General features: G+C 34.2%; 20 protein-coding genes, 7 tRNA genes, 4 rRNA genes and 1 other annotated feature. Of the genes, 2 read left to right on the top strand and 29 right to left on the bottom strand.

The genetic code is table 11. The features are described from left to right. Window positions 1-135: 135 nt before the first annotated feature. The 13 genes from CLOCEL_RS18760 to CLOCEL_RS18815 all read right to left on the bottom strand — a co-directional run bounded on the left by CLOCEL_RS18760 (window position 136) and on the right by CLOCEL_RS18815 (window position 10,648). Complete coding sequence (locus tag CLOCEL_RS18760; protein ID WP_010073771.1) at window positions 136-594, bottom strand: CtsR family transcriptional regulator; 459 nt, start codon at window positions 592-594, stop codon at window positions 136-138. Between the two features lie 151 nt (window positions 595-745). Beyond that, on the bottom strand, window positions 746-1,387 hold the full coding sequence (locus tag CLOCEL_RS18765; RefSeq protein WP_010073772.1) for a histidine phosphatase family protein: 642 nt from the start codon (window positions 1,385-1,387) through the stop codon (window positions 746-748). A gap of 331 nt (window positions 1,388-1,718) precedes the next feature. Continuing rightward, window positions 1,719-2,669, bottom strand: a complete 951-nt coding sequence (locus tag CLOCEL_RS18770; protein WP_010073773.1) for an ROK family protein — start codon at window positions 2,667-2,669, stop codon at window positions 1,719-1,721. A gap of 232 nt (window positions 2,670-2,901) precedes the next feature. Further along, window positions 2,902-3,075 carry a hypothetical protein gene (locus CLOCEL_RS22915; RefSeq protein ID WP_010073774.1) on the bottom strand — a complete coding sequence of 58 codons (174 nt, stop codon included), beginning with the start codon at window positions 3,073-3,075 and terminating at the stop codon, window positions 2,902-2,904. Then, window positions 3,038-3,271 carry a hypothetical protein gene (locus tag CLOCEL_RS18775; RefSeq protein ID WP_010073775.1) on the bottom strand — a complete coding sequence of 78 codons (234 nt, stop codon included), beginning with the start codon at window positions 3,269-3,271 and terminating at the stop codon, window positions 3,038-3,040. Before CLOCEL_RS18775 ends, CLOCEL_RS22915 begins: the two co-directional genes overlap by 38 nt. Window positions 3,272-3,594: 323 nt before the next feature. Further along, window positions 3,595-3,984: an aspartate 1-decarboxylase gene (gene panD / locus CLOCEL_RS18780; RefSeq protein WP_010073776.1), complete on the bottom strand. Its 390-nt coding sequence runs from the start codon at window positions 3,982-3,984 to the stop codon at window positions 3,595-3,597. Between the two features lie 14 nt (window positions 3,985-3,998). Beyond that, window positions 3,999-4,844 carry a pantoate--beta-alanine ligase gene (gene panC / locus CLOCEL_RS18785; RefSeq protein ID WP_010073777.1) on the bottom strand — a complete coding sequence of 282 codons (846 nt, stop codon included), beginning with the start codon at window positions 4,842-4,844 and terminating at the stop codon, window positions 3,999-4,001. Window positions 4,845-5,020: 176 nt separating this feature from the next. Further along, the gene (gene panB / locus CLOCEL_RS18790; RefSeq protein ID WP_010073778.1) at window positions 5,021-5,848 is read right to left on the bottom strand and encodes a 3-methyl-2-oxobutanoate hydroxymethyltransferase; all 828 of its coding nucleotides are present in this window, start codon (window positions 5,846-5,848) and stop codon (window positions 5,021-5,023) included. A 582-nt stretch (window positions 5,849-6,430) separates the two neighbouring features. After that, on the bottom strand, window positions 6,431-8,506 hold the full coding sequence (locus CLOCEL_RS18795; protein ID WP_010073779.1) for an elongation factor G: 2,076 nt from the start codon (window positions 8,504-8,506) through the stop codon (window positions 6,431-6,433). 475 nt (window positions 8,507-8,981) lie between these two features. Continuing rightward, a complete protein-coding gene (locus CLOCEL_RS18800; protein WP_010073780.1) occupies window positions 8,982-9,521 on the bottom strand; it encodes a hypothetical protein in 540 nt (179 codons plus the stop codon). A 19-nt stretch (window positions 9,522-9,540) separates the two neighbouring features. After that, on the bottom strand, window positions 9,541-9,807 hold the full coding sequence (locus CLOCEL_RS18805; protein WP_010073781.1) for a hypothetical protein: 267 nt from the start codon (window positions 9,805-9,807) through the stop codon (window positions 9,541-9,543). Continuing rightward, window positions 9,780-10,343 carry an RNA polymerase sigma factor gene (locus tag CLOCEL_RS18810; protein ID WP_242655180.1) on the bottom strand — a complete coding sequence of 188 codons (564 nt, stop codon included), beginning with the start codon at window positions 10,341-10,343 and terminating at the stop codon, window positions 9,780-9,782. The genes CLOCEL_RS18805 and CLOCEL_RS18810 overlap by 28 nt, the downstream gene beginning before the upstream one ends. Window positions 10,344-10,360: 17 nt before the next feature. Continuing rightward, entirely contained in the window at window positions 10,361-10,648 is a 288-nt protein-coding gene (locus tag CLOCEL_RS18815) for a LiaF transmembrane domain-containing protein (RefSeq protein ID WP_010073783.1), read from the bottom strand. 261 nt (window positions 10,649-10,909) lie between these two features. Between CLOCEL_RS18815 and CLOCEL_RS18820 the strand changes: the two genes are divergently transcribed. Next, the gene (locus tag CLOCEL_RS18820; protein ID WP_010077629.1) at window positions 10,910-11,851 is read left to right on the top strand and encodes an IS982 family transposase; all 942 of its coding nucleotides are present in this window, start codon (window positions 10,910-10,912) and stop codon (window positions 11,849-11,851) included. Window positions 11,852-12,159: 308 nt separating this feature from the next. Here the strand turns inward: CLOCEL_RS18820 and CLOCEL_RS18825 are convergent. The 13 genes from CLOCEL_RS18825 to CLOCEL_RS18885 form a co-directional block, all read right to left on the bottom strand. Further along, window positions 12,160-12,234: transfer RNA gene (locus tag CLOCEL_RS18825), tRNA-Asn, on the bottom strand. A gap of 24 nt (window positions 12,235-12,258) precedes the next feature. After that, a tRNA-Asn gene (locus CLOCEL_RS18830) sits at window positions 12,259-12,333 on the bottom strand. A 7-nt stretch (window positions 12,334-12,340) separates the two neighbouring features. Next, window positions 12,341-12,457: ribosomal RNA gene (gene rrf / locus CLOCEL_RS18835) — 5S ribosomal RNA — on the bottom strand. 69 nt (window positions 12,458-12,526) lie between these two features. Next, window positions 12,527-15,431: ribosomal RNA gene (locus tag CLOCEL_RS18840) — 23S ribosomal RNA — on the bottom strand. Between the two features lie 200 nt (window positions 15,432-15,631). Then, window positions 15,632-15,708 (bottom strand) — tRNA-Ile (locus CLOCEL_RS18845). Window positions 15,709-15,714: 6 nt separating this feature from the next. Then, window positions 15,715-15,790 (bottom strand) — tRNA-Ala (locus CLOCEL_RS18850). Between the two features lie 108 nt (window positions 15,791-15,898). Next, a 16S ribosomal RNA gene (locus tag CLOCEL_RS18855) occupies window positions 15,899-17,413 on the bottom strand. Between the two features lie 967 nt (window positions 17,414-18,380). Then, a tRNA-Ala gene (locus tag CLOCEL_RS18860) sits at window positions 18,381-18,456 on the bottom strand. A 1-nt stretch (window position 18,457) separates the two neighbouring features. Then, window positions 18,458-18,534 (bottom strand) — tRNA-Ile (locus CLOCEL_RS18865). A 3-nt stretch (window positions 18,535-18,537) separates the two neighbouring features. After that, window positions 18,538-18,654: ribosomal RNA gene (rrf, locus tag CLOCEL_RS18870) — 5S ribosomal RNA — on the bottom strand. The 16S, 23S and 5S rRNA genes sit together here with 6 tRNA genes alongside, the layout of an rRNA operon. A 388-nt stretch (window positions 18,655-19,042) precedes the next feature. Beyond that, a complete protein-coding gene (gene murD, locus CLOCEL_RS18875) occupies window positions 19,043-20,419 on the bottom strand; it encodes a UDP-N-acetylmuramoyl-L-alanine--D-glutamate ligase (protein ID WP_010073788.1) in 1,377 nt (458 codons plus the stop codon). Window positions 20,420-20,893: 474 nt separating this feature from the next. Further along, window positions 20,894-22,285, bottom strand: a complete 1,392-nt coding sequence (locus CLOCEL_RS18880) for a glycine--tRNA ligase (RefSeq protein WP_010073789.1) — start codon at window positions 22,283-22,285, stop codon at window positions 20,894-20,896. A gap of 85 nt (window positions 22,286-22,370) precedes the next feature. Next, window positions 22,371-22,542 (bottom strand) — a binding site (T-box leader). Between the two features lie 44 nt (window positions 22,543-22,586). Next, window positions 22,587-22,661, bottom strand: a tRNA-Asn gene (locus tag CLOCEL_RS18885). A 398-nt stretch (window positions 22,662-23,059) separates the two neighbouring features. Here CLOCEL_RS18885 and CLOCEL_RS18890 point away from each other — a divergent pair. After that, entirely contained in the window at window positions 23,060-23,254 is a 195-nt protein-coding gene (locus CLOCEL_RS18890) for a hypothetical protein (RefSeq protein ID WP_010073790.1), read from the top strand. Between the two features lie 73 nt (window positions 23,255-23,327). Here CLOCEL_RS18890 and lysS read toward each other — a convergent pair whose 3' ends face one another. The 3 genes from lysS to dusB all read right to left on the bottom strand — a co-directional run bounded on the left by lysS (window position 23,328) and on the right by dusB (window position 26,483). Further along, window positions 23,328-24,854, bottom strand: a complete 1,527-nt coding sequence (gene lysS, locus CLOCEL_RS18895) for a lysine--tRNA ligase (protein WP_010073791.1) — start codon at window positions 24,852-24,854, stop codon at window positions 23,328-23,330. 16 nt (window positions 24,855-24,870) lie between these two features. Beyond that, window positions 24,871-25,347: a transcription elongation factor GreA gene (gene greA, locus CLOCEL_RS18900; protein ID WP_010073792.1), complete on the bottom strand. Its 477-nt coding sequence runs from the start codon at window positions 25,345-25,347 to the stop codon at window positions 24,871-24,873. Window positions 25,348-25,517: 170 nt separating this feature from the next. Further along, a complete protein-coding gene (gene dusB / locus CLOCEL_RS18905; RefSeq protein ID WP_010073793.1) occupies window positions 25,518-26,483 on the bottom strand; it encodes a tRNA dihydrouridine synthase DusB in 966 nt (321 codons plus the stop codon).

Below are 26,483 nucleotides of genomic sequence, written 5' to 3' on the forward strand. Positions count from 1 at the left end.
AGGTATTAGATTTTCTAATCTTAAACTTTACTTAGCCATAAAAATTTAGACTCTTAATGTTGTTAACATTTTAAATGTTTATTAAGTCTTTCTAAAATATTATGTCGGTAAATCGAAAATTAAACTTAAAAAGATTTATATACTTAATGATAATAAAACTGACTTTAAGATATCTGCTCTAAGTCTATTACGTTCATTACATACACATGCTAGTGTCCTATCATTTATTGTTACTCTTAAAATATCAGCTTCCTTCTTTGTTAATAACTCTAAACTTACAAGAATCTCTATAACCTCTGCTGCAGCCCCACAGGTTATACTATTTCCAATTTTCTCAAATAACACATCTTTTATATTTTTTTCTAAGAAACAAGAAACTTTTTTTATCTTAATGCATCCACCGCCGCCTCTTTTACTTTCTATGTAATATCCTTTTTCCATTGTAAATCTTGTAGTTAACACATAGTTTATTTGCGATGGGGCACAACTAAAATGTACTGCAAGTTCATTCCGTTGTATTTCTAGCTCATTTGAGTTACATTCATCAACTAACTCTTTTATAAAAGCTTCTATTATATCTGTTAGTCTTGCCATTATAATCTCCTTTACAAGAATGAATAACTTTTAGACTTTTACTTTCTTTGACCTTCGTTATAAATATATTATCACTTGGTTTTTTAATATTCAACACCCAAAATCGAAAAAAAATAGCCGAGTAATTTAATAATACCCAGCTATCTATAATTTATACTGTTTTCGTTGTCTTTTCTGCTTTTTCCTCAGCTAAATGGGAAATATCTGCATACATCGAAATAGAACCTTTTCCTTCTTCATAATCAATTACTGTTAAACTAGTTTGATGAAGAAATGGTGGATTCCAAAGTTGTGCTATTGGAAGATTATCAATATATCCTATATAAGATTTTATTGCAACAGTATGAGAAACTATCGCAATAGTCTGACCTCTATGCTTTTTTACTATTTTACTTATTTCTTTTGAAATTCGTTCTCTAAGTTCTTCAAAGGTTTCACCACCATCCGGTATAAACTTGTCTGGATCATTCCAAAAATTATGATATTGCTCTTTATGAGAAATCATAAGTTCATCAGTGGTGTAACCCTCCATTCTATCAAGGTTCATTTCTCTAAGATTATCATTTTCAATGATCTTTATATCTTTATCCCCCTTTATTAAAGCTGCAGTCTCAACTGCTCTTCCTAGGGAGCTTGTATATATAACGTCAATATGTGTGTTCTTAAGTCGCTCTGAAAGTAACTTAGCTTGAGCAATACCTTTTTCTGTTAATGGTGAATCCATAAAACCTTGAAATCTTTTCTGTATATTAAAATGTGTTTCTCCGTGTCTTATAAGTAATACTTTAGTCATTTTATCCTCCTTTGATAAGTTACTCTATCAAATCTTGTCCTATTTTTAAAACTTAAAAAGCTTTTTGAATTTTTACTCTTATCAAATTAATCATATCATATGCTAAGGTTTACAAAGAAAATTTTTTTTCTAAATTAATCTTTAACAGAAAACTTAGTTAACCCTATAGAATTCCTTTTGGTTCTAATCTTTTTACACTATTATCAAAACTAAATTCTAGCATATTTGCGAAAATATTTTTTAATCCTAGAAACAATTAAGTATCTATATAATAAAAAAATGAACTTACTCTATATAATAGAGCAGCCCATTTTCTTACTGTTAACTATTTTTATTTGCTTTCAAGAATTGCAAGTGCAACAGCACCTTTAACTCCTGCATCTGTTCCTAAACCAGCAGGAACTATTTTGCAATTTTCAGCTAAAGTTTCGAAACATCTTTCTTTTACAACTTCTTTTACTTTATCGAAAACTACGGCTCCTCCTTGAGAAACTCCACCACCAATTATAACCATCTCAGGGTCAAAAGATGTGATTACATTTCCTACGCATATTCCAAGGTATGTAAGAGCTTTATCTAGTATCTCTTTAGCTACGTCATCACCTTTAGCTGCTTCTTGAAAAACTTCATAAGATCCTGGATTCTCATAATTTGCAAGGGATGTTTTTAGCCCTTGTGTAACTGCTTCTTTAGCTCTTTTTCCTATTGCTGTTCCAGAAGCTAAAGCTTCAGCACAACCATGATTTCCACAACCACATATTGGACCATCTTGTTCTAAAGTCATATGTCCCACTTCTAATGCATTTGAAGTACTTCCTCTAAAAGCTTTTCCATTGATTATAGCACCACCACCGATACCTGTACTTACAGTAATGAATACCATGTTCTCAGTTCCTTTTCCAGCTCCAAAAACATATTCTCCAATAGCTGCTGCATTAGCATCATTATCAAGATAAGTTGGTATGCCAAACTTTTCTACAATTGGTTGTACTAATTTAAAATTTTTAAATGGTAAGTTTGGAGTTGTTATTATAACTCCTGTTTTTGTATCTAATGGTCCAGGTGACCCTATTCCTATAGATTTTACTTCTTCAACTACTGCTTTACCCTCTTCAAGTACTTTTTCAATTGTTTCTATTATTCTTCCTAGTACTGGTAATTCACCTTCGCTAGCTTTTGTTGGAACTGTATATTGACTTATTATATCACCTTCAACAGTTGCTAATGCACCACTGATTTTGGTTCCACCTAAGTCAATACCTATTACATATTTCTTTTCCATGACTGTCCTCCATAACTCCTATATTATCCGTCTTATTTCTATAATATTATAAAACAAAAGAAAGATTTAGCCAATTATATTTTAATATATTTTCTTTACAAATTTAACTAAAAAATTCCTATAGGTATAGTACCACTAATATCTCATCCTTTAATCTAAATCTTCTACAAAAAATAATAAAAAAGTTGTAAGCAAAAAACTATTAATATCTTTTGCTTACAACTATTTATTTCTATAATATTGAACCGTTTCGTGAGAATATATCTCTAAGCTTTTCTCTCTTATATTCATCATCTGCTTTAAAGTTCGTAAATCCATGAATATCTTCATAAACTTCATAATTTGGATCCACTAGAGGCCTATCTAATTCATGGCCTTCTATATGCTGTAATGTAGTATCGTCCATCATAGTCTCCTCCTTTGGTTTGAATTTTAAAATTATTACTTTCTAAAATGTTACAAATAAGCTCAGTATTCTCATCTTCCTTTTCAAGTGAAATTACAAAATCATCATAGGAACTTACAATTTGAAGATAGTCTTGGATGCTAGTGTAATCGCCTAAATCTATCTTTCCGTTAATATCAAGACGATAAAAAGACATATCATTCTCTCTCCTTAATGGGCTTTGCTATTATTTTACCTATTTCTATAGTTTTTATTCCTATATAAATTTAGGTTTATCATGAAAATATAATAAACCCTTAAATAAGTGCTATTTAAGGTTAATCCCTCTATAGGTAAAACAATCTCTATATTTATAGTTTATTTTGTCTTAATTATGTAATAAAAAAATAACAAGTGCCTATACTCTCAATGGAATACATTCACTTGTTATAACAAGTTCGCCAATATAATTAAATTTTTTCGCTAATAAGTACTATTTAGTAATTAAATTCTTAAAATAACTTAGAATATCAACTGCCCTTAAAGCATCTTAAGTTCACCATGTTTTTCATAACTAGTAATTTTATAAATTGAATTATCTTCATTAACTAAGATAACTCTTGGTTCATGAGTTTTTGCTTCTTCTTGATCTAAATTGCAATAACTCATAATAATTATTTTATCCCCAGTCTGAACACATCTTGCAGCGGCACCATTTAGGCAAATTATACCGCTACCTCTTTCACCACAGATAGTATAAGTTTCAAATCTCTGTCCATTATCGATATCAACTATTTGTACTTTTTCATATTCAAGTATACCTGCTTGTTCTAAAAGTTCCTCATCAACAGTTATACTTCCTACGTAATTTAATTTTGCTTCTGTTACTGTGGCTCTATGAATTTTTGCTTTCAACATACAAAGCTGCATTATTTTTCTCTCCTTTATCCTATAAACGTAAAATTATCTATAAGTCTTACTTTTCCAATGAAAACAGCAAGTGCTATAAGTACTGGTTTTTCAACTGTACTTACAGGTGCTAAATCTTCTGAATCAACTATCTCTACATAATCAATCTTAGATAATGACTCAGTTTCAATAACTTTTATGATTTCTTCTAAAATCTTTTTAGTTTCCTTTTCACCATTCTTAAGTAATTCCTTAGATCTGGTTAATGATTTACTTAATATTAAAGCTGCTCTTCTTTCTTCCTGCGATAAATACACATTTCTTGAACTCATAGCAAGTCCATCTTCTTCTCGTACTATTGGGCAAGGAACTATTTCTACATCAAAATTCAAATCTCTTACCATTCTTTTTATTACTGCTAATTGTTGTGCATCCTTTTCACCAAAATACGCTCTATTTGGCTTAATTATGTTAAATAACTTTGAAACTACTGTGCATACTCCTTGAAAGTGTCCTGGTCTTTTGCTTCCACATAGCCCCTCTGTTATTCCTTCACAATCTACATATGTTGAAAATGTACTTTTATACATTTCTGCTGGCTCTGGATTAAATATAAAACTAGCACCAGCTTCCTCTGCAATTACACTATCTCTTTCAATATCGCGTGGATATTTATCAAGATCTTCTGTTGGTCCAAATTGTATTGGATTTACAAATACACTTACCACGACTTTATCATTTTCAGCTTTAGCTTTTTCTATCAAACTTTTATGTCCATTATGAAGATAACCCATAGTTGGTACTAGTCCAACTGTTAAACCTTGTTTTCTCCATATACCTATTTCACGTCTAGCTTCCTCTATAGTTTTTATTACTTTCATATTAATATAATCTCCTTTTACTATATAAGGTTATAGGTTCTTTATATATAATTAATTTATACATACATAAGTTTCAATAATGTTCCTACATTAAACACATATACCGCTTATGAAATCAATGTGCTTTTTAATGGTAACATATTTACTTAAAACATTGTTTTTATAAATCCTCAATTTTAATAGAGTTTTTCAATAAGTTTTTCATCTATTTTAAAAGTATGTTCTTCTGAAGGAAAAGCTCCTGACTTTACATCTTCAATATAAGCCTTAACTGCTTCTTCAGCACTTGTACCTAAATCTTTATATTGTTTAACAAACTTTGGTCTTAAGCCATCAAACAATCCCAATAAATCGTGGTATACTAGTACTTGTCCGTCGCAACCATTACCAGCACCAATACCTATAGTTGGTATTGTTAATTTACTTGAAATAAGCTCCGCTAATTTCGCTGGTACACATTCAAGGGTTACAGCAAAAGCTCCTGCTGCTTCTACTGCTAAAGCATCTTCTATAAGTTTCTTAGCTGCTTCTTCTCCTCTACCTTGAACTTTAAAACCACCAAAGGCATTTACTGATTGAGGGGTTAAGCCGATATGTGCAACTACAGGTATAGAGGCTCTAACAATAGCTTTAATCTCATCTTGAAATTCTTTACCACCTTCTAGTTTAACAGCATTAGCTCCACCTTCTTTAATTAGACGTCCGGCATTATAAACTGCATCAAAAACAGATCCTTGATAAGACATAAAAGGTAAATCAGCTACAACTAAAGCATTTTTTGCACCTCTTGTAACTGCCTTTGTATGATGAATCATGTCTTCCATAGTAACACTTAAAGTATCCTCATATCCAAGACAAGTCATACCTAAAGAGTCACCCACTAAAATACTATTGATTCCTACCTTATCAACGATCTTTGCCATTGAATAATCGTATGCTGTAAGCATTGTGATCTTTTCTTTTCTTTCTTTCATTTCTTTAAATGTAATAACTGTATTTTTCATTTTGTTGTCTCCTCATAAACCATATTTTATCACGCAAAAATGAACCTATCTAATCGTAGTGACTAGTTAACAATAATACTTCGCTAACTTACTATGGGTATAGGTGAGGCTTTTTATTCTATTGCAACTACTTGAAAAACTTCTGAAGATATTTTATAGGTAAATATAGATTAGTATTCATTATTAATAGATTGGTTTATATAAAAATTTATTTAGAACTTAAACTAATTGTGCAACTCCTTATGAATCGCATTAATGTAGTCCCATTCCTTTAGGATATGAGCTAGAGATTTCAGAAGTAATTATTTCTCTGGTGTAGTTCATCCTCGATACCACCCATGGTTAATTTACCACATTACGCTGAACATTTCTATAGTTTTTTATAATTTTTTATAAGTGAAAATAACCCAAAGTATAAAAAACTATAGAGCATGTAAAAAAATAATGCTCTATAGTTAAAATTAAATTTATATTTATATTATTTTAAAATCTAGAAATTTTATTAACTACCATGAATACTTCCTAATAATTATCTATAAGTTATAATTTTTTATACCAATTACTTAAAAAGAGACTAAATATTTATAGATTAGCTAAATCAGCCTCTTTATGCTTACTATTTATAATATTTCTCATTTCACTTGGTGGAACTTCTTCATATCCTTGGAATTCCATATCAAAATACCCTCTTGCACCTGTCAAGGCCTTTAAATCTGTAGTGTACGTGAACATCTCTGCTAGTGGCACTTCAGCTATAATTTTATTGTTATCTTTTTCATTTTCCATTCCAAGAACTCGTCCTCTTCTTCTATTTAGATCACCAATTACATCCCCCATTTTGTTTTCTGGTGTAAAAACTTCTACTCGCATTATTGGCTCAAGAATAACAGGCATTGCTTGTTCTAACCCTTTTTTATATGCTATAGATGTTGCTAACTTAAAAGCCATCTCTGAAGAATCTACAGAATGATAAGATCCATAATGAAGCGTTGCTTTTAACCTTATTACCGGGTATCCTGCCAATACCCCCTCATTTATACACTCTTTTAGTCCTTTTTCTACTGCTGGAATATACTGACGAGGAACAACTCCTCCTACTACTTGATCTACAAAAAGAAGTTCATCATTTCCATCATCCCTTGGTTCAAATTTAATATGAACATCGCCATATTGCCCATGTCCACCAGACTGCTTCTTATGCTTTCCTTGAACATCAGAAGTAGCTTTTATCGTTTCTCTATATGGAACTTTAGGAATTCTTAAAATTACGTCAGCTCCAAATTTATTTTTAAGTTTTCCGACTAATATTTCAAGATGAGTCTCCCCTATTCCAGAGATATTTGTTTCACAATGTTCTATATCTCTAGAAATTCTGAAAGTGCTATCCTCTTCTAAAAGCTTACTTAATCCTAATGAAACTTTTTCTTCATCACCTTTGTTCTTAGGAATAATTGCCATAGTCATTGTAGGTTTGGGAAAAATCATTTTTTCAAAATTAATAGGCATTGCTATATCGCATAATGTATCTCCCGTAGATGAATATTGAAGCTTTGCAATAGCTCCAATATCTCCTGCAAAGATTTCACTTATCAATTCTTGATTTTTTCCCTTTAGTTCATATATAGCATTGATTTTTTCTTCTTTTTCTTTATTTGCATTATATACACTTATACCACTTGTAAGCCTTCCACTAATAACCTTAAACATAGATAATTTCCCTACAAAAGGATCTGCTATAGTCTTAAATATTTGAGCAGCGAAAGGTTTCTCTTCATCTGTATATACCTCAATTTCTTCACTAGTCTGAGTTTTTATCGCTTTGTAAACTCTATCACCCTTTGGAAAAATATCTATAATATATTTACTTAAAGCATTAATTCCAATACCATTAATAGCAGAACTGCAGAATACAGGAGATAATTCTCCACTAGTAAATCCTTCTACTAAACCCAAAATAATGTCTTCTTCTTGTAAGGTACCTTCCTCAAAATATTTTTTCATAAGCTCCTCACTAGTTTCTGCTATAGATTCAACTAGTTCTCCGTGAAGTTTTTCTATCTCATATCTTATATCTTCTGGAATATCTATTTTTATTTCTTCTTTTCCAACTACCTTATATGCCGTTTCCGAAATAATATCAACATAACCTTCAAAATTGATTGCCTCTCCAATAGGATATTGAACAGCTACAGCACCTAAGCCAAAAGTGTTCTTTATATCTTCATAAGTATCAAAAAACTTACTATTTTCAACATCAAGCTTTGTTACTAAAAAACTCCTTGGTAGGCTTAACTTTTTACAATATTCATAAGCTCTTTCAGTCCCTACCTTTAAACCAGACCTTCCGCTTACGCAAATAACTGCAGAATCTGCAGCCCTCATTCCCTCAAGCATTTCCCCAATAAAATCTAAATAACCTGGTGTATCTATTAGATTAATCTTTACACTACTTCTCTCAAAAGGTAAAATTGTCGTATTAATAGAGGTTTTTCTTTTTCTCTCTTCAGAGTCATAATCACTTACTGTTGTTCCTTCCTCAATAGTTCCCATTCTAGTAATAGTTCCATTTGAGTAAAGTAACGCTTCAGCTAAAGTGGTCTTGCCACAACCATTATGTCCTAAAAGCACTATGTTCTTAATCCCCTTATATTTCCCCATAAATGTTACCCCTTTCACCATATCATGTCCGAAAAATCTATTTATAAATACGTCTTAAATTATGTGTCTTTATATAACTATGCTTATTGTACAGATATAATGATTATACGTTTATATTTACTGAAATCATAAGTAAGCATTATCAAATCACACATTTCTTCTTAATAAATTCATTGGATATATTAATAGCTAATATTTATAGGGATATATAAAAGGTTCATTTTATATATTGTGTTTTAAGTTATTTATAACTTTAAGTTCTTATAACTTCCTATAAAATAAAAAAATGAGAATCTAAGATTGTTATATATCAATTTTATAGAATAATTATAACTATTCTATAAAAGAAACAAATAATAGATTCTCACCTTATATATTCTAATATTGAAATTTCATCAAGACTCTATAGACAAATTAAGAAATCAATATAACTTATGAAGATTCTTTATCGAAACCTATATAAATTATTATATTTTTATTCTTTGTCTAAAACCACTGTAGGCTCTTCATTCTTTGTATCTATTTTGTTATGTTTATTTCTACCCATTAAAACAAATCCTATGACTATTAATATTACAGGAACTATAAGTTGTCTAACTGCAGAATAAATCATATGATAATGTTGAATAATTCTAAAAGAAAATAACATATCCCAAACTTTATTAACAACTGCTAAAGCTCCTATAATAATGAGTGCAATACCAATTATTTTATTATTTATCTTACTCATACTTAATTCCGAAGAATTTCTTTGAATTATTCTGTAATTATCATCTACAAAGATACCTCTCTCCATAGCATTTTTTACATTAAACGTATCGAAAAAGTTATAAAACCATATAGGTATAAGTAAAGGTAATATTAATACGTCAAGCTGTATATATTGCGATATTGAAAAAATACCGAAAAATAATATAATTTGTTCAACCCCTCTTTTCATAAGTCCATTATACATATATCCTACACCAGGTATAAGTGCACACATAAAATTAAAAAAACTATTCTTTCTATTCATCAATTACATCTCCTATCTTTTATGGTAACATTATTTTAAAATTAGAAATTTTGTTGATCATATCAGACTCTAAACCAAAAATACCAATAATTAAAAGTAAAAATCCACTACAAATAAAACTTAATGATAGTCTTTGAGCAAAAATAAATTCTAGAGTTATATCTATTATAGATTTAGAGTTTTCTATCTTATCTATTAATTTATTAGTATAATCATTACTAACAATAATCTCTTCATTTGCTTTATACAATAATCCCTCTATATCGTCGGTTTTGTATGACCCCATAATTCTTCCTCCTCACGATTAAGTTTGTCCTTCAGCTTATTTTTCCCTCTATATATTCTTCCTTCTACGGCTCTTTCAGATATTTCTAACACGTCTGATATTTCCTTATAACTTAACCCTAAATAATAATATAATATTATCGGATTTTTCAGTTCTTCTGGCAAGTCCCTTACAGCTTGCCTTACTTCATTTCTATCGATAACACTTATTCCTTCCTCCTTACCATGACTAAACAATCCACTAAATATCATCTTAACAGACCTTTTTTTCTTATATGTTATACACTTATTCACAGTGATTCTATATAAATATGTGGATATTTTAGAGTCCCCTCTAAAATTGTTTATACTTTTATAGAAAGAAATAAATACTTCCTGTGATAAATCCTCAGCTTCCCCATAATCTTGTGTATAAGAATAACATAGAGAAATAATCATCTTTTTATATTTTTCTATTACTGAAACTAGCTGATTTTTATCACCATTTTTTAACCTCTCTATTATATCTTCATCACACAACTTATCACTTCCATTCACATTCTATAAACTAAATTCTAAAAAGTTCGAATACAATTAAGTATCGAATCACTAACGGAATAATAACCATCTATCACCATAGCTAATATAACTAATAGTATAAAGCCTTTATTAAATTTTATCACTTGATTTTCCTTTAACCTTTTTGCTTCAATAAGAAGCTCTATACCAAACACCACTAATATAATAGGCCAGAATACCATTATGTTTTTCAAAATTTCTATATTGCTTTGTCTTAATAACATCATGATACCTAATAGTATAAATCCTATAGCTGTTGAAATATTTCCTACACTCTTTTGCATTTATATACCTCCTTAATTAAAATATAAAAATTATATATAAGTCACAATGATATTTCTACATTAAATCCATCTACATTTGATAAGAGAATGCAGATTTTTAATCACAACGTCTATATAGATAGTAAATCACTTAAATAAATTAATTTAACCCGTTGTGCTAGTTAAATACGCTGGCAATACTTACAAATAGAAAAACTCCAGCATATTTGCTAACCTATCATTAAAAAACACCACTAATCTAATGATAGGAGGCTAACCTATATGCCAGAGTTTAATAAAGATTCTACCATAACAATAAATGACTTAAAAGATTTTATTGTTGTCACTTATGTTATAATTGATGACTTTTACCAAAAAGTAACTCCAACATTTATTAAAAATCGTCGTAACATCGCTAAATCAGTAATGACTGATAGCGAAATAATTACGATTTCTTTAGTAGGTGAACTCTTAACCATTGACTCTGAAAAAGCATGGTTTGGATTTTGCTCTAAAAACCTACGAGACTTATTTCCCAACTTTTGTAGTAGGCCGAGGTTTCATAGAGTTAGAAAGTCATTATTTCGAGTCATTGATGAAATTCGTAAAGAGTTAACGAAATTTCTTAACTATCAATATGACCGAATGAGAATTGCAGATAGTATGCCAATTCCTGTGTGTAAGTTTGGGAGAGCTCATTTCCATAAAGCTTTTAAGCCGGAGGCTGCCTACGGGCGATGCGCTTCGAAAAAAGAAACATATTATGGATTCAAATTACATGCTTTAGTAGCCCTCGATGGCTATATCACAGATTTTACTGTAACAGCAGCAAATATTGATGACAGAGATGTCGTCTGGGAACTCACAGCTAATTCAGAGATTGATATACTAATAGGTGATAAAGGATATATAGGTCAAAAAGTTGCTTCGCAATTAAAAGAAACAAGGTACATTCGTCTTTTAACAATAAATCGTAACAATAGTAAAACTAAACTTTTAAAACCTTTTAGGCAGTTGATATTCAAGGCTCGTCGTAGAGTAGAAACTACTTTTTCTCAGCTCTCCGAGCAATTAAATATGCAGAGGGTTCTTACAAAATCAACTTGGGGATTTGCCACAAGAATATCAAATAAAATATTAGCTCATAATCTTTGCTATTTTATAAATAAATTTTTTAATATAGGTATAGAAATATCAAAGATTAAAGAATTAGTATTCGGATAATAATTTCCAAAAACAGTATATGAGACAATAGGATAGGACTGCCTAAAATCATGGTATAAATATCCTTTTAATGAAAACTTATCTGCTAGCACAACAGGTTAATTTATTATAACGTTATTTCTAAATACTCTTTAAGTTTTTTCTTTACATCTATTTAGACTACTATTAATAAGAAAACCCACGAAGAAATTGAAATAATTTTTTATTTTTTTATAAATGCCCAAGTTGGATATAAAACAAAAAGAGTTAATTTAAAATGACTATAATCATCTTAAATCAACTCTCTTATCTTAATCCAAAAAATAAAATGGCTCCGTGGAGAGGGCTCGAACCTCCAACCCTTCGGTTAACAGCCGAATGCTCTGCCATTGAGCTACCACGGAACATTATTTATTCAAAAAGTAAAATGGCTCCGCGAAGAGGGCTCGAACCTCCAACCCTTCGGTTAACAGCCGAATGCTCTGCCATTGAGCTATCGCGGAACATTAAACCCAGCGACAACCTACTTTCCCACAAGACCTCTCCTGCAGTATCATCGGCCCTTAGTAGCTTAACCGTCGTGTTCGGAATGGGAACGGGTGTTACCTACCAGGCATAATCACTGGATACACTTTAAAATTTCTTTTAAAGCTCAGAGTGTTCTCTGAAAATTGCATAGATATTAAAAACTTTGTTTAGGTTAAGCCCTCGATCTATTAGTATGAGTCAGCTGAACATGTTACCATGCTTACACCCCTCACCTATCAACCTTGTGTTCTTCAAGGGATCTTACTAGCTTACGCTATGGGAAATCTAATCTTGAGGTGGGCTTCACGCTTAGATGCTTTCAGCGTTTATCCCTTCCCGACATAGCTACCCAGCCATGCTCCTGGCGGAACAACTGGTACACCAGAGGTCAGTCCATCCCGGTCCTCTCGTACTAAGGACAGCTCCTCTCAAATTTCCTACGCCCGCGACGGATAGGGACCGAACTGTCTCACGACGTTCTGAACCCAGCTCGCGTGCCGCTTTAATGGGCGAACAGCCCAACCCTTGGGACCTTCTCCAGCCCCAGGATGCGACGAGCCGACATCGAGGTGCCAAACCTCCCCGTCGATGTGGACTCTTGGGGGAGATCAGCCTGTTATCCCCGAGGTAGCTTTTATCCGTTGAGCGATGGCCCTCCCACGAGGAACCACCGGATCACTAAGCCCGACTTTCGTCCCTGCTCCACTTGTAGGTGTCGCAGTCAGGCTCCCTTCTGCCTTTGCACTCTTCGAACGATTTCCGACCGTTCTGAGGGAACCTTTGGGCGCCTCCGTTACTTTTTTGGAGGCGACCGCCCCAGTCAAACTGCCCATCTAACAATGTCCGGCACCCAGATTCATGGGTTTCCGTTAGAATCCCAATACTGTCAGGGTGGTATCCCAAGGTTGACTCCATAGAACCTGACGGCCCTACTTCCCAGTCTCCCACCTATCCTGTACAGACAATATCGAAACTCAATGCTAAACTACAGTAAAGCTCTACGGGGTCTTTCCGTCCAATCGCGGGTAGCAAGCATCTTCACTTGCACTACAATTTCGCCGGATTTACAGTTGAGACAGTGCCCAAATCATTACGCCATTCGTGCGGGTCGGAACTTACCCGACAAGGAATTTCGCTACCTTAGGACCGTTATAGTTACGGCCGCCGTTTACTGGGGCTTAAGTTCATGCCTTCGCTTGCGCTAAGCAATCCCCTTAACCTTCCAGCACCGGGCAGGCGTCAGCCCCTATACATCAGCTTTCGCTTTAGCAGAGACCTGTGTTTTTGCTAAACAGTTGCTTGGGCCTATTCTCTGCGGCCTAGCTTGCGCTAGGCACCCCTTCTCCCGAAGTTACGGGGTCAATTTGCCGAGTTCCTTAACTGTAATTCTTCCGCTGGTCTTAGGATTCTCTCCTCACCTACCTGTGTCGGTTTGCGGTACGGGTACTATTTTGCTCTCTAGAGACTTTTCTTGGCAGCGTGGAATCAGGTACTTCGCTACTAAATTTCGCTCCCCATCACACCTCAGAGTATTAGCACGCGGATTTGCCTACGTACACCCCTAAATGCTTAGACCAACATCCAATAGTTGGCACACCCTATCCTCCTGCGTCATCCCATCGATAATAACGCTAATAGTAGTATCGGAATATCAACCGATTGTCCATCACCTACGCCTTTCGGCCTCAGCTTAGGTCCCGACTAACCCTGGGCGGACGAGCCTTCCCCAGGAAACCTTAGGTTTTCGACCATTAAGATTCTCACTTAATTCTCGCTACTTATGCCAACATTCTCACTTCTGTACAGTCCACAACTCCTTCCGGTACTGCTTCTGCCCATACAGAAAGCTCCTCTACCACTCCTTACGGAGTCCATAGCTTCGGTGGTAAGTTTGAGCCCCGGACATCTTCGGCGCAGGATCTCTTGACTAGTGAGCTATTACGCACTCTTTAAATGAGTGGCTGCTTCTAAGCCAACATCCTAGTTGTCTTAGAAATCCCACATCCTTTTCCACTTAACTTACACTTGGGGACCTTAGCTGATGGTCTGGGCTTTTTCCCTTTTGACTACGGACCTTATCATTCGCAGTCTGACTGCCGGGGTAAAAGTATATGGCATTCGGAGTTTGATAGAGTTCGGTAACTGTTGTCAGCCCCTAGCTCATTCAGTGCTCTACCTCCATTACTCATTTTACCCGACGCTAGCCCTAAAGCTATTTCGAGGAGAACCAGCTATCTCCGAGTTCGATTGGAATTTCTCCGCTATCCACAGCTCATCCCATGGTTTTTCAACACCAATGTGGTTCGGTCCTCCACGAGGTTTTACCCTCGCTTCAACCTGGCCATGGATAGGTCACCCGGTTTCGGGTCTACGGCATGCAACTAGTCGCGCTGTTCACACTTGGTTTCCCTTCGGCTACGTACCTTAAGTACTTAACCTTGCTGCATACCGTAACTCGTTGGCTCGTTCTACAAAAAGCACGTCGTCACACTCATATGGTGCTTCGACCGGTTGTAGGCATACGGTTTCAGGTTCTATTTCACTCCCCTTCCGGGGTTCTTTTCACCTTTCCCTCACGGTACTTCTTCACTATCGGTCACTAGGTAGTATTTAGCCTTGGGAGGTGGTCCTCCCTGCTTCCCACAAGGTTTCACGTGTCTCGTGGTACTCTGGATATACTCTCGCTATCATTCGCTTTCTCCTACGGGGCTATTACCCTCTATGGCTTAGCTTTCCAGCTATCTTCGAATAACAAACTCTAGCTTTTATGAGTATTCCGCAACCCCAGAGATAAATCTCTGGTTTGGGCTCTTTCCCTTTCGCTCGCCGCTACTTAGGAAATCGAATTTCTTTCTCTTCCTCTGGGTACTTAGATGTTTCAGTTCCCCAGGTGTGGCTTCATGTAGCTATGTATTCACTACAGGATATACATCGTTTGATGCATAGGTTTCCCCATTCGGAAATCTCCGGATCACTGGCTATTTGCGCCTACCCGAAGCTTATCGCAGCTTATCGCGTCCTTCTTCGCCTCCTAGTGCCAAGGCATTCACCATACGCCCTTTGTAGCTTAACCTAAAAATTGCTATAACCTGCGCATTGCTTCGTCACTTTCGTCTCTGTGGTACTCATTTACATAAGTAAACTCCGCTTCCTCGAGTCTTCAGTTCCTCACACTGCTTGGTTCTATCAAATTAAATTAGTCTTAATTATACAAAGTTTATATAAATAACTTTACTTGGTTTTTAATATCTTATGCAATTTTCAAAGAACAAATGGTGGGCTTAAATGGACTCGAACCATCGACCTCACGCTTATCAGGCGTGCGCTCTAACCAGCTGAGCTATAAGCCCTCAATATGGTGGAGAATAAGGGATTCGAACCCTTGACCCCCTGCGTGCAAGGCAGGTGCTCTCCCAACTGAGCTAATCCCCCGGGACCAAAAGATTAAATCTATTAAGATTAATCTCTGGAAATTGAACAGAAGAAAGACCCAGTGGACACAGTGTCTTACAAGTAAAACTACTGTGTCATTTTCCTTAGAAAGGAGGTGATCCAGCCGCAGGTTCTCCTACGGCTACCTTGTTACGACTTCACCCCAATCATCGACCCCACCTTCGGCCGCTGGCTCCTTACGGTTACCTCACGGACTTCGGGTGTTGCCGACTCTCATGGTGTGACGGGCGGTGTGTACAAGGCCCGGGAACGTATTCACCGCGACATGCTGATTCGCGATTACTAGCAACTCCAACTTCATGTAGGCGAGTTTCAGCCTACAATCCGAACTGGGACGAGTTTTATAGATTTGCTCCACCTCACGGTCTTGCGTCTCGTTGTACTCGCCATTGTAGCACGTGTGTAGCCCTAGACATAAGGGGCATGATGATTTGACGTCATCCCCACCTTCCTCCTGGTTAACCCAGGCAGTCTTGCTAGAGTGCTCAACTAAATGGTAGCAACTAACAATAAGGGTTGCGCTCGTTGCGGGACTTAACCCAACATCTCACGACACGAGCTGACGACAACCATGCACCACCTGTCTTCCTGTCACCTCAAAGAGGTAACTTCCCCAGTTACGGGTAATTCAGGAGATGTCAAGTCTAGGTAAGGTTCTTCGCGTTGCTTCGAATTAAACCACATGCTCCGCTGCTTGTGCGGGCCCCCGTCAATTCCTTTGAGTTTTAATCTTGCGACCGTACTCCCCAGGCGGAATACTTAATGCGTTAGCGGCGGCACAGAGGTCATGACAACCCCTACACCTAGTATTCATCGTTTACGGCGTGGACTACCAGGGTATCTAATCCTGTTTGCTCCCCACGCTTTCATGCCTCAGCGTCAGTTACAGTCCAGAAAGTCGCCTTCGCCACTGATGTTCTTCCTAATCTCTACGCATTTCACCGCTACACTAGGAATTCCACTTTCCTCTCCTGCACTCTAGACTTCCAGTTTGAAATGCAGCACCCAAGTTGAGCTCGGGTATTTCACATCTCACTTAAAAATCCGCCTACACATCCTTTACGCCCAGTAAATCCGGACAACGCTTGCCACCTACGTATTACCGCGGCTGCTGGCACGTAGTTAGCCGTGGCTTGTTCTTTAGGTACCGTCATTATCGTCCCTAATCAAAGAGCTTTACAACCCGAAGGCCTTCATCACTCACGCGGCGTTGCTGCATCAGGGTTTCCCCCATTGTGCAATATTCCCCACTGCTGCCTCCCGTAGGAGTCTGGACCGTGTCTCAGTTCCAATGTGGCCGATCACCCTCTCAGGTCGGCTACGCATCGTCGCCTTGGTGAGCCGTTACCTCACCAACTAGCTAATGCGCCGCGGGCCCATCTTATAGCGGATTGCTCCTTTGATACATCTCTCATGCGAGAATTGCATTTTATGCGGTATTAATCTTCCTTTCGGAAGGCTATCCCCCTCTATAAGGCAGGTTGCCCACGTGTTACTCACCCGTCCGCCGCTAATCCACCCCGAAGGGCTTCATCGCTCGACTTGCATGTGTTAAGCACGCCGCCAGCGTTCGTCCTGAGCCAGGATCAAACTCTCAATTTAAATTGTTGAGTTCTAATCTTGACTTTGGTTTTTATTTTAAAACCTCAGAATTTGTCTGGTCTTGTTCTTCTGTTCAATTTTCAAAGATCAATCATTTCTTCAACTTACTCACTGTCATCCGACAGCTTATTCAGTATATCAACTTCAGAGTTACTTGTCAACAACTTTTTTTAACTTTTGATAACTTTTTTCCTGTCATCTTGTCGTTGTTTTCTCTCTGAATTCTCTGTCGTTCCTTGCGACAAGAGATATTCTATCACCTTATGCGTTCAATTTTTAGAGTTTTTACCTTATGGATTAAAATTACCTCCATCATAGTATAATTTTCTTGATTTTTCACATTTTCTCATATGCCGATACGCTAGAATCAGTTGATTAAGCTTTTTGCCATTTTTTATTACATATAGTCTTCTTATCTTTACTTGTATAAGTTTCACTGTAGATACTCACAGCTAAAATTAGAACTATTCATCAAAATGTTATTCCTTCATATTATACGTCTAACAGAATATTTTCTTAACATAGATAATAACTAGTTTTGAAAATGTCTTAGTGATCATAAGAACGAGTTATTTGATTTTATAAAAATTCAAATAATATCTATAAGATTCCAACAGCTATTCCTATTTGACAACATATCCACTGAAAAGAAAATAGCTGATACATTTATAAAAAACAGATTTTATATTAGAATAAAAAATATCATCAATCTCATTACTCTAATGTTGAAACGTCTTTTCATTCAATAATAAGTTAGGGGACACCAAACATATATGTGTCCCCTAACTTATTATCAAAAACCATGAAAAATTAAAACGCGAAAATATTATATAAGTCCTACTACTATTTCTCCATTAGAGCTATTCTTTCACTACATTACTAATTTTTCAAGTCTTTAGTAATATCAATAGTATTCGTTAAATAAAAAAATCGCCATATCAAATGATACGGCGATTTTTTTATTGATTGGTGGAGAATAAGGGATTCGAACCCTTGACCCCCTGCGTGCAAGGCAGGTGCTCTCCCAACTGAGCTAATCCCCCATGGTGGACCTTTAGGGACTCGAACCCCAGGCCGTCCGGTTATGAGCCGGATGCTCTAACCAACTGAGCTAAAGATCCATTATTTGGCAACAACTTACTTTCCCACAAGACCTCTCCTGCAGTATCATCAGCCCTTGATTGCTTAACCATCGTGTTCGGAATGGAAACGGGTGTTACCAATCAGGCATAATTACCAAATTACTCTTACAACAATATAAATTATAATATGTTCTATTTATGATGTCAACTACTTTCTTTCATTTTTCTCTTCAACTTATATTCATTTTATTTGCAAATCATTTCACCTTTGCTAAATAAACAATGCTAATATAATTTCGTCGATAGATAATCTCTTAAATGCTTTAAATTTATATAAATAATTCGATATATATGTTTCAATAAAGATTCTACATATAGCTTATTCATATTTGAATAAGCATGTAGACTTTTGATGTAGCTTCAATAATGAAACATATATATAGATTATACTAACATGAAATACATTTTTACTCTTATAATAATCGTATCAGCTCACACATGAAATGTACTAAATTTTTATAAGAAGCTAAAAAATATTCTCATTACCTTACATAGCTTTCACTATATCCTTGAACTTATTACCTCTTATTTCAAAATTAGCAAACATATCAAAACTTGCACAAGCAGGAGATAATGTTACAATATCCCCTTCCTCTGCTATCTCTTTCGCCTTGTACGCTGCTTCTTCAAGTGTTTGTACAATATAGATAGGTAAATCTAAAGTTTTCTCTTTTATCACCTTATCAAAAACATCTTTTATCTTTTCTTTCGTTACTCCAAGAAGAATAAGCTTTTTAATCTTTTCATGTCCCTCTTCTGCTAAGTATTCGAAAGGAATATGCTTATCATATCCTCCGGCAATTAAGATAACTTTCCTATCAAATGCTTTTAAACTAGCAACAGCTCTAGTCGGACTTGTTGCTATTGAATCGTTATAGTATTTCACACCATCGATTTCTCTTATAAATTCACTACGGTGCTGAACTCCTGAAAAAGTTGTTGCCACTTTCTTCATTGATTCTATAGATGCATCCTCATTAGTAACTAAAAAAGCTGTCAGCAAGTTCTCAACATTATGCATACCCATTAAGACAAGTTCTTCTTTTTTACAAACCTCTTTATCTCTCAAATAAAGCTTATTCTCCTTAAAATACGCTCCTTGTGGAACTTCTGTTTTACTACTAAAGAAATTAATCCTAGAGTTAGCCTTATCTTTCATGTTATAAGTTATATCATTTTCTATATTTAATACTAATAAATCATTTTCTCTTTGAAATTTAAAAATGTTTTCTTTTGCTTCAATATATTCATTCATAGATTTGTGCATATCTAAATGATTTGGAGATAAGTTAGTTACTGCTGAAACTTCTATAGGCAACTGTATAGTCATAAGTTGGAAACTTGACAGTTCTAACACAACTTTATCTGTATTTTTTATTTCTTCAATCTTGGTGAATAGCGGAGTACCTATATTTCCTCCTACCCAAGTATTATATCCTTCTGTTTTCAATATCTCATATACAAGGGTTGTTGTTGTTGTCTTCCCATCACTACCTGTAATAGCAAATATCTTTCCTGGACAGTATCTAATAAACTCCTCCATTTCAGAAGTTATATAAGCCCCTTGTTCCTTGCATTTTAATAATGCAGGACTATCAATCCTCATTGATGGTGTTTTGAATACAACCTCAAAACCATCTAGATACGATAAGTAGTCTTCTCCAAGAACTAATTTTGCTCCTTCACTTTCTAATTCTATCGATGTATTTCCTAACTCTTCTTTATTCTTCTTATCAAAAGCTGTTACCTTAGCCCCTAATTTTATCAAGAATTTGATTAATGGTATATTACTTACGCCTATACCTACCACTGCTGTATTTTTACCTTTTATAAAATTCTTAAATTCTGAAAAATCTTTATTCAAAACTGAACCTCCCTTACAAATACACCTACCCCTATTATACAAGGTTTCTATATTTCATTATATCACTTTCTTAAATATTTAAAACCTACGCAATAAACCCTTTTTTATTACAGCTTCTGTGTTTAAGTTTTAAAAATTTAAATTTTTTGCTATATTTTTTGTAAACTTTTACATCATTATGTCGCAATATGTTAAACGTTTTCTAAAATCTCTTTTCAAATTGTCTGAATTTTGCAACTTTATCGATAGGTGTTGAAATATATCTTTATCGTGCTATACTTATCTTGTGCCGTAAGAAAACATTAATATAATTCCCCAAGTTTTAATTAAACATATAACATATCCCCATGATTAAACCCTATTTTGCTGGATTGTAAAATCCAGCGCTTTTTCTTTTTTGACATTTTTACAGAAAAAACGAGAAGTTTAAATTTAAAACCCAAACTCCTCGCCATCATTATTCTACTATTATATTTAGAATTCTAGCTTTTCTTCTATAAATTTCTCAAGTTCATCGATTTTTATTCTTACTTGATTCATTGTATCTCTATCTCTTACAGTTACACTATCATCTTCAAGAGTATCAAAGTCAATAGTTATGCAGTAAGGAGTTCCAATTTCATCTTCCCTTCTATATCTTTTACCAATACTTCCTGCTTCATCATAGTCCACATTGAACTTCTTGCTTAATTTCTCGTAAACTTCTAAAGATTTTTCTGATAGCTTCTTTGATAAAGGCATCACAGCTGCTTTAAATGGCGCTAATGCTGGATGAAGTCTTAATACGGTTCTGCTATCTCCATCTTCAAGTTCTTCTTCGTCATAAGCATCACATAAAAATGCTAATAATACTCTATCAGCTCCTAGTGATGGTTCTATAACATATGGTACATATTTTTCATTTGTCACAGGATCTAAGTAATTTAAGTCCTGTCCGCTATGTTTCGCATGTTGATTCAAATCATAGTCTGTTCTATCTGCTATCCCCCAAAGTTCACCCCAACCGAATGGAAATTTGAATTCTATGTCAGAAGTAGCATTGCTATAGAAAGATAATTCTTCTTCGCCATGATCTCTAAATCTTAAATTTTCTTCTTTCATTGATAGATTCTTTAAAAAGTTGAAGCAATAATTCTTCCAATATGAAAACCATTCTAAATCCGTACCTGGTTTACAGAAAAACTCAAGCTCCATTTGTTCAAATTCTCTTGTTCTGAATATAAAATTTCCAGGAGTAATTTCATTTCTAAAAGACTTTCCAATTTGACCTATACCAAAAGGTATTTTTTTTCTTGAAGTTCTTTGTACACTCTTGAAGTTTACAAATATTCCTTGTGCTGTTTCAGGTCTTAGATATATTTCAGCCTTAGCATCTTCAGTTACACCTTGAAAGGTTTTAAACATTAAATTAAACTGTCTAATTTCAGTATAGTTATGTTTTCCACACTTAGGGCAATCTATATTATTGTTGTCTATGTACTCTTTTAACTGTTCTTTAGACCAGCCATCTGCTGATGCAACTTCTGCTCCATTTGCAGCCATATGATCTTCAACAATCTTATCTGCTCTAAATCTAGCTTTACATTCCTTACAATCCATTAATGGATCTGAAAAACCACCAACATGACCTGATGCAACCCAAACTTCTGGGTTCATTAATATAGCAGAATCTAAACCTACGTTATATGGGCTTTCTTGAATAAACTTTTTCCACCAAGCCTTTTTGATATTATTTTTGAACTCAACTCCTAGTGGACCATAATCCCATGAATTCGCAAGCCCACCATATATATCAGATCCTGGGAATACATATCCTCTAGATTTTGCAAGGGCAACAATTTTTTCCATAGTTTTTTCTACAGCCATAATAATCCTCCTCATATTTCTAATTGTATGATTTTAAAAATATAGTTTTTTAATTTTTGAAAAATAAAAAAAGACCCTACAATCCTAAAGGGACGAAGAAACTTCTCCGCGGTTCCACCCTTTTTGGCTTAGGCCCTACTTTCTTAATTTATTGATACTCAAAAGCTCCTTTCTCAGAATTTCCATAGTTGTTTTCACCACCCACAACCTCTCTTAAAAAGATAATACTGATACTTTTCTTTTTTCATCGTATCTTCTATTTAGTTTCTATTTACTATAGTAATTAGTCAAAAAATTAAAATGGCTCCGTGGAGAGGGCTCGAACCTCCAACCCTTCGGTTAACAGCCGAATGCTCTGCCATTGAGCTACCACGGAATGTCTTTCACAAGTATTATTATATATAGTAACCCTATTCATGTCAACATGTTTTTCTATTTTTTTATATTATTAATTGATTATTTTTTACATAAAGCTAAATTTAGAGGAATGTTATTTGATGCGATATACCCCCTATAAAATATACAATTTTCAATAAAAAATCTTCCACACTTGTTACACAGTGTTTCTTGAAAGCCACTTTGTTATTTTTTGTGTAAAATCTTTCAGTTTATATATGGTTAACTTATTGATTGTTACAAATTTTTTTACCATTACTTAAACTAGTGGAAAATTTCTAAATATAAGTATATACTTATATAAAGACACGAAAGTGCTTAAATTATCAATATATTTTGTCAACATTACTTTTTAGTATCATTTAGGAGGTTTGAATCATGACTGGATATGAAGCAACATTAAGAATGTTTGAATTAGACGAGGAAATTACTAAAGTAAGTAAAGATTTATCGAAAACTAAGGATGCAAAAGAACGTTTAGTTCTTGAAGCTAAACTTGATGCTCTAGATGTAGAATTTATAACTTTAAAGCACAAGCTTTCAAAAATTACATTACCTTATAACGATAATTAAAATAAATTTATTTTAGCTAAAATAGGTCCTACTAGACAACTATTGTTTAGTAGGACCTATTTAATATTTCAATTTATTTTATTTGCTTCATTGTTGGGAATAAAAGTACATCTCTTATAGATGCTGAATCTGTTAGGAACATAACAAGTCTATCTATACCCATTCCCATTCCACCTGTTGGTGGCATACCTATTTCAAGAGCCGTGATAAAATCATCATCCATCATGTATGCTTCGTCATCACCATGTTCTCTTTCCTTCAATTGTTGAAGAAATCTTTCTTTTTGAACTATAGGATCATTAAGCTCTGAATATGCATTACAAAGTTCTCTTCCAAAAACAAAGCCTTCAAATCTTTCAGTAAATGCTTCATTTCCTCTCTTCTTCTTTGTAAGAGGTGATATTTCTACTGGGTAATCATATATAAATGTTGGCTGAATCATATGTTCTTCACCAAAAGCTTCATATAATTCATTTAAAATTTCACCCTTAGTATAATATTTTAATTCTTTCTTAAGTTCTAAATGTTTTTCTTTTGCAATTTGTCTAGCTTCTTCATCAGTTTTTATTTCATTAAAGTCTACACCTGCATATTCTTTAACTGCATCAACCATGGTAATTCTTCTCCAAGGTGGTGTAAAATCTATTTCAGTTCCTTGATAAGTAACCTTTGTAGTTCCTAGAACCTTTTTACATATGTATGCTACCATATTTTCAGTTAACACCATCATATCATTATAATCTGCATAAGCTTCATATAATTCAATCATTGTGAATTCTGGATTGTGTCTTACTGAAATACCTTCATTTCTGAAGTTTCTTCCAATCTCATATACTTTTTCAAAACCACCAACAATCAATCTCTTTAAATATAATTCTGTTGCAATTCTAAGATACATATCTATATCTAAAGAATTATGATGTGTAACAAATGGTCTTGCAGCAGCCCCTCCAGCAATTGGTGACAAAATAGGAGTTTCTACTTCAATATAAGCATGTTGATCTAGATATTCTCTCATAGCAGTAATAATAGCAGATCTCTTCATGAAGGTTTCCTTAACTTCTGGATTCATGATTAAATCTACATATCTTTGTCTATATCTTAAATCAGTATCCTTTAAACCATGATATTTTTCAGGTAGTGGACGTAAAGACTTAGTTAAAGGTTGGTAGTCTGTAACTGAAACTGTTATTTCTCCAGTCTTAGTTTTAAACACTTTACCAGTAACTGATATAAAATCACCAATATCTAAAGTCTTAAACTTTTTAAGTTTTTCTTCTCCAATGTTATCAATCTTTACATGTAATTGAAGTTTGCCATATCTATCATGAATATCACAGAATCCAGCTTTACCATGAACTCTTTTTGACATTAATCTTCCTGCAACCACAACTTCTTTCTCTTCAAGATCTTCAAAGTTTTCTTTAACTTCATTTGATGTGTGAGTTCTATCAACCTTATAAACATCAAAAGGATCTTCTCCAGCTTCTTGTGCATCTTTAAGCTTTTGCATTCTTTCTAGTATTAGCTTATTTAACTCTTCATGATTTTCTTCATTGTTAGCATTTTGTTCATCGTTTGTGAACTGCTTTTCTGACATTTGTAACCCTCCGTATCTACTTTGTTATTTCTAATATTTCTAATTTAATCGTTCCATCTGGAACTGCTACATCGACAGTTTCTCCAACTTTTTTGCCAAGCATAGCCTTACCAACTGGTGATTCATGTGAAATCTTAAATTCTAATGGGTCAGCTTCTGCAGACCCTACAATAGAGTATACATCAACATCTCCGCTATCAATATCTTTAACTTTTACTTTTGTGCCAATACCAACTATATCACCTTGAATATCTGTTTCGTCTACCACTGTAACTTTTTTTAACATAGCTTCAAGTTGAGCTATTTTCCCCTCAACAAACGCTTGCTCGTTTTTAGCTTCATCATACTCTGAATTCTCGCTTAAATCACCAAAAGACAGTGCCACCTTTATCTTTTCCTTTATATCATTTCTTCTAACAGTTTTAAGAAACTCTAATTCATCTTCAAGTTTTTTTAGTCCTTCATATGTCATTACATATTTTTTTGAATCCATATTCTACGTTCTCCCCTTTACCTAATCCTACCCTTAATTAAAGTACCTTATATAATAATTTTCTATAAGTATTTACGCTATTATAAACTAGTCGTGTTTCATTGTCAACTATACATATAACTAAGGGTAATATCATGATATTCTATTGGCCTAAATAAAATGTCATAATATCATATAATATTTTCTTTATATTTTAAAAGGAGGTCTATAACTTTTTTGGCATCTGTTTCATAATTAACAGCATTTCTTATGACAGTACAATCCTTTAAACCTTTAACATAGAAAGCTATATGCTTTCGCATCTCTCTAACAGCCTTAACCTCTTCATTTGACATAAGTTCTAATTGATAATGTCTAATGCACATATCTATTTTCTCAGCACCTGTTGGATATTTTATTTCTTCATTTGATAATTTTTGTTTAATTTGATTAAATAGCCAAGGATTTCCCTGAGATCCCCTAGCCACCATTATACCATCACAATTGCTAATGTGTATTAAATTTTGTGCATCCTCATGTGAAAACACATCACCATTACCTATCACAGGAATAGTCACTGCTTTCTTTACTTGAGCTATTATATTCCAATCTGCCTTACCTTGATACATTTGTGCTCTGGTTCTTCCATGAACAGCAATAGCATCTGCTCCAGCTTCTTCTATGACCTTTGCAAACTCAACTGCATTTATGTTATCCTCATCAAAGCCTTTTCTAAATTTAACTGTTACAGGCTTGCTAGTAGTATTTTTTAAAGTTTTAACTATTTCATAAGCTAATTCAGGTTCTTTCATCAATGCAGATCCTTCACCATTCTTTACAATTTTAGGTGCTGGACATCCCATATTAACATCTATAATACAAAACTCATCTTTTTTATCAAAATACTCACATGCTTTTGCCATAATGTATGGGTCTCTTCCAAAAATCTGAACAGCAACTGGCCTTTCTTCATCTATTACTTTTAATAAAGCCTCAGTATTTTCGCTACCATAGAATAGCCCTTTAGCGCTAACCATCTCTGTATATACAAGTCCACATCCCTGTTCTAAACATAATGTCCTAAATGGGCTATCAGTTACACCAGCCATTGGCGCTAAAAAAACATTGTTTTTAAATTCTAAATTTCCTATTTTCAA

This window comes from Clostridium cellulovorans 743B, assembly GCF_000145275.1.
In the GTDB taxonomy this organism is placed as follows: domain Bacteria; phylum Bacillota; class Clostridia; order Clostridiales; family Clostridiaceae; genus Clostridium_K; species Clostridium_K cellulovorans.

Bases quoted from the DNA above. Each gene is read 5' to 3' on its own strand.
- CLOCEL_RS18760 (WP_010073771.1), bottom strand. From the start codon at position 594: ATGGCAAGACTAACAGATATAATAGAAGCTTTTATAAAAGAGTTAGTT.
- CLOCEL_RS18765 (WP_010073772.1), bottom strand. From the start codon at position 1,387: ATGACTAAAGTATTACTTATAAGACACGGAGAAACACATTTTAATATA.
- CLOCEL_RS18770 (WP_010073773.1), bottom strand. From the start codon at position 2,669: ATGGAAAAGAAATATGTAATAGGTATTGACTTAGGTGGAACCAAAATC.
- CLOCEL_RS22915 (WP_010073774.1), bottom strand. From the start codon at position 3,075: ATGGACGATACTACATTACAGCATATAGAAGGCCATGAATTAGATAGG.
- CLOCEL_RS18775 (WP_010073775.1), bottom strand. From the start codon at position 3,271: ATGTCTTTTTATCGTCTTGATATTAACGGAAAGATAGATTTAGGCGAT.
- panD (WP_010073776.1), bottom strand. From the start codon at position 3,984: ATGCAGCTTTGTATGTTGAAAGCAAAAATTCATAGAGCCACAGTAACA.
- panC (WP_010073777.1), bottom strand. From the start codon at position 4,844: ATGAAAGTAATAAAAACTATAGAGGAAGCTAGACGTGAAATAGGTATA.
- panB (WP_010073778.1), bottom strand. From the start codon at position 5,848: ATGAAAAATACAGTTATTACATTTAAAGAAATGAAAGAAAGAAAAGAA.
- CLOCEL_RS18795 (WP_010073779.1), bottom strand. From the start codon at position 8,506: ATGGGGAAATATAAGGGGATTAAGAACATAGTGCTTTTAGGACATAAT.
- CLOCEL_RS18800 (WP_010073780.1), bottom strand. From the start codon at position 9,521: ATGAATAGAAAGAATAGTTTTTTTAATTTTATGTGTGCACTTATACCT.
- CLOCEL_RS18805 (WP_010073781.1), bottom strand. From the start codon at position 9,807: ATGGGGTCATACAAAACCGACGATATAGAGGGATTATTGTATAAAGCA.
- CLOCEL_RS18815 (WP_010073783.1), bottom strand. From the start codon at position 10,648: ATGCAAAAGAGTGTAGGAAATATTTCAACAGCTATAGGATTTATACTA.
- CLOCEL_RS18820 (WP_010077629.1), top strand. From the start codon at position 10,910: ATGCCAGAGTTTAATAAAGATTCTACCATAACAATAAATGACTTAAAA.
- CLOCEL_RS18880 (WP_010073789.1), bottom strand. From the start codon at position 22,285: ATGGCTGTAGAAAAAACTATGGAAAAAATTGTTGCCCTTGCAAAATCT.
- CLOCEL_RS18890 (WP_010073790.1), top strand. From the start codon at position 23,060: ATGACTGGATATGAAGCAACATTAAGAATGTTTGAATTAGACGAGGAA.
- lysS (WP_010073791.1), bottom strand. From the start codon at position 24,854: ATGTCAGAAAAGCAGTTCACAAACGATGAACAAAATGCTAACAATGAA.
- greA (WP_010073792.1), bottom strand. From the start codon at position 25,347: ATGGATTCAAAAAAATATGTAATGACATATGAAGGACTAAAAAAACTT.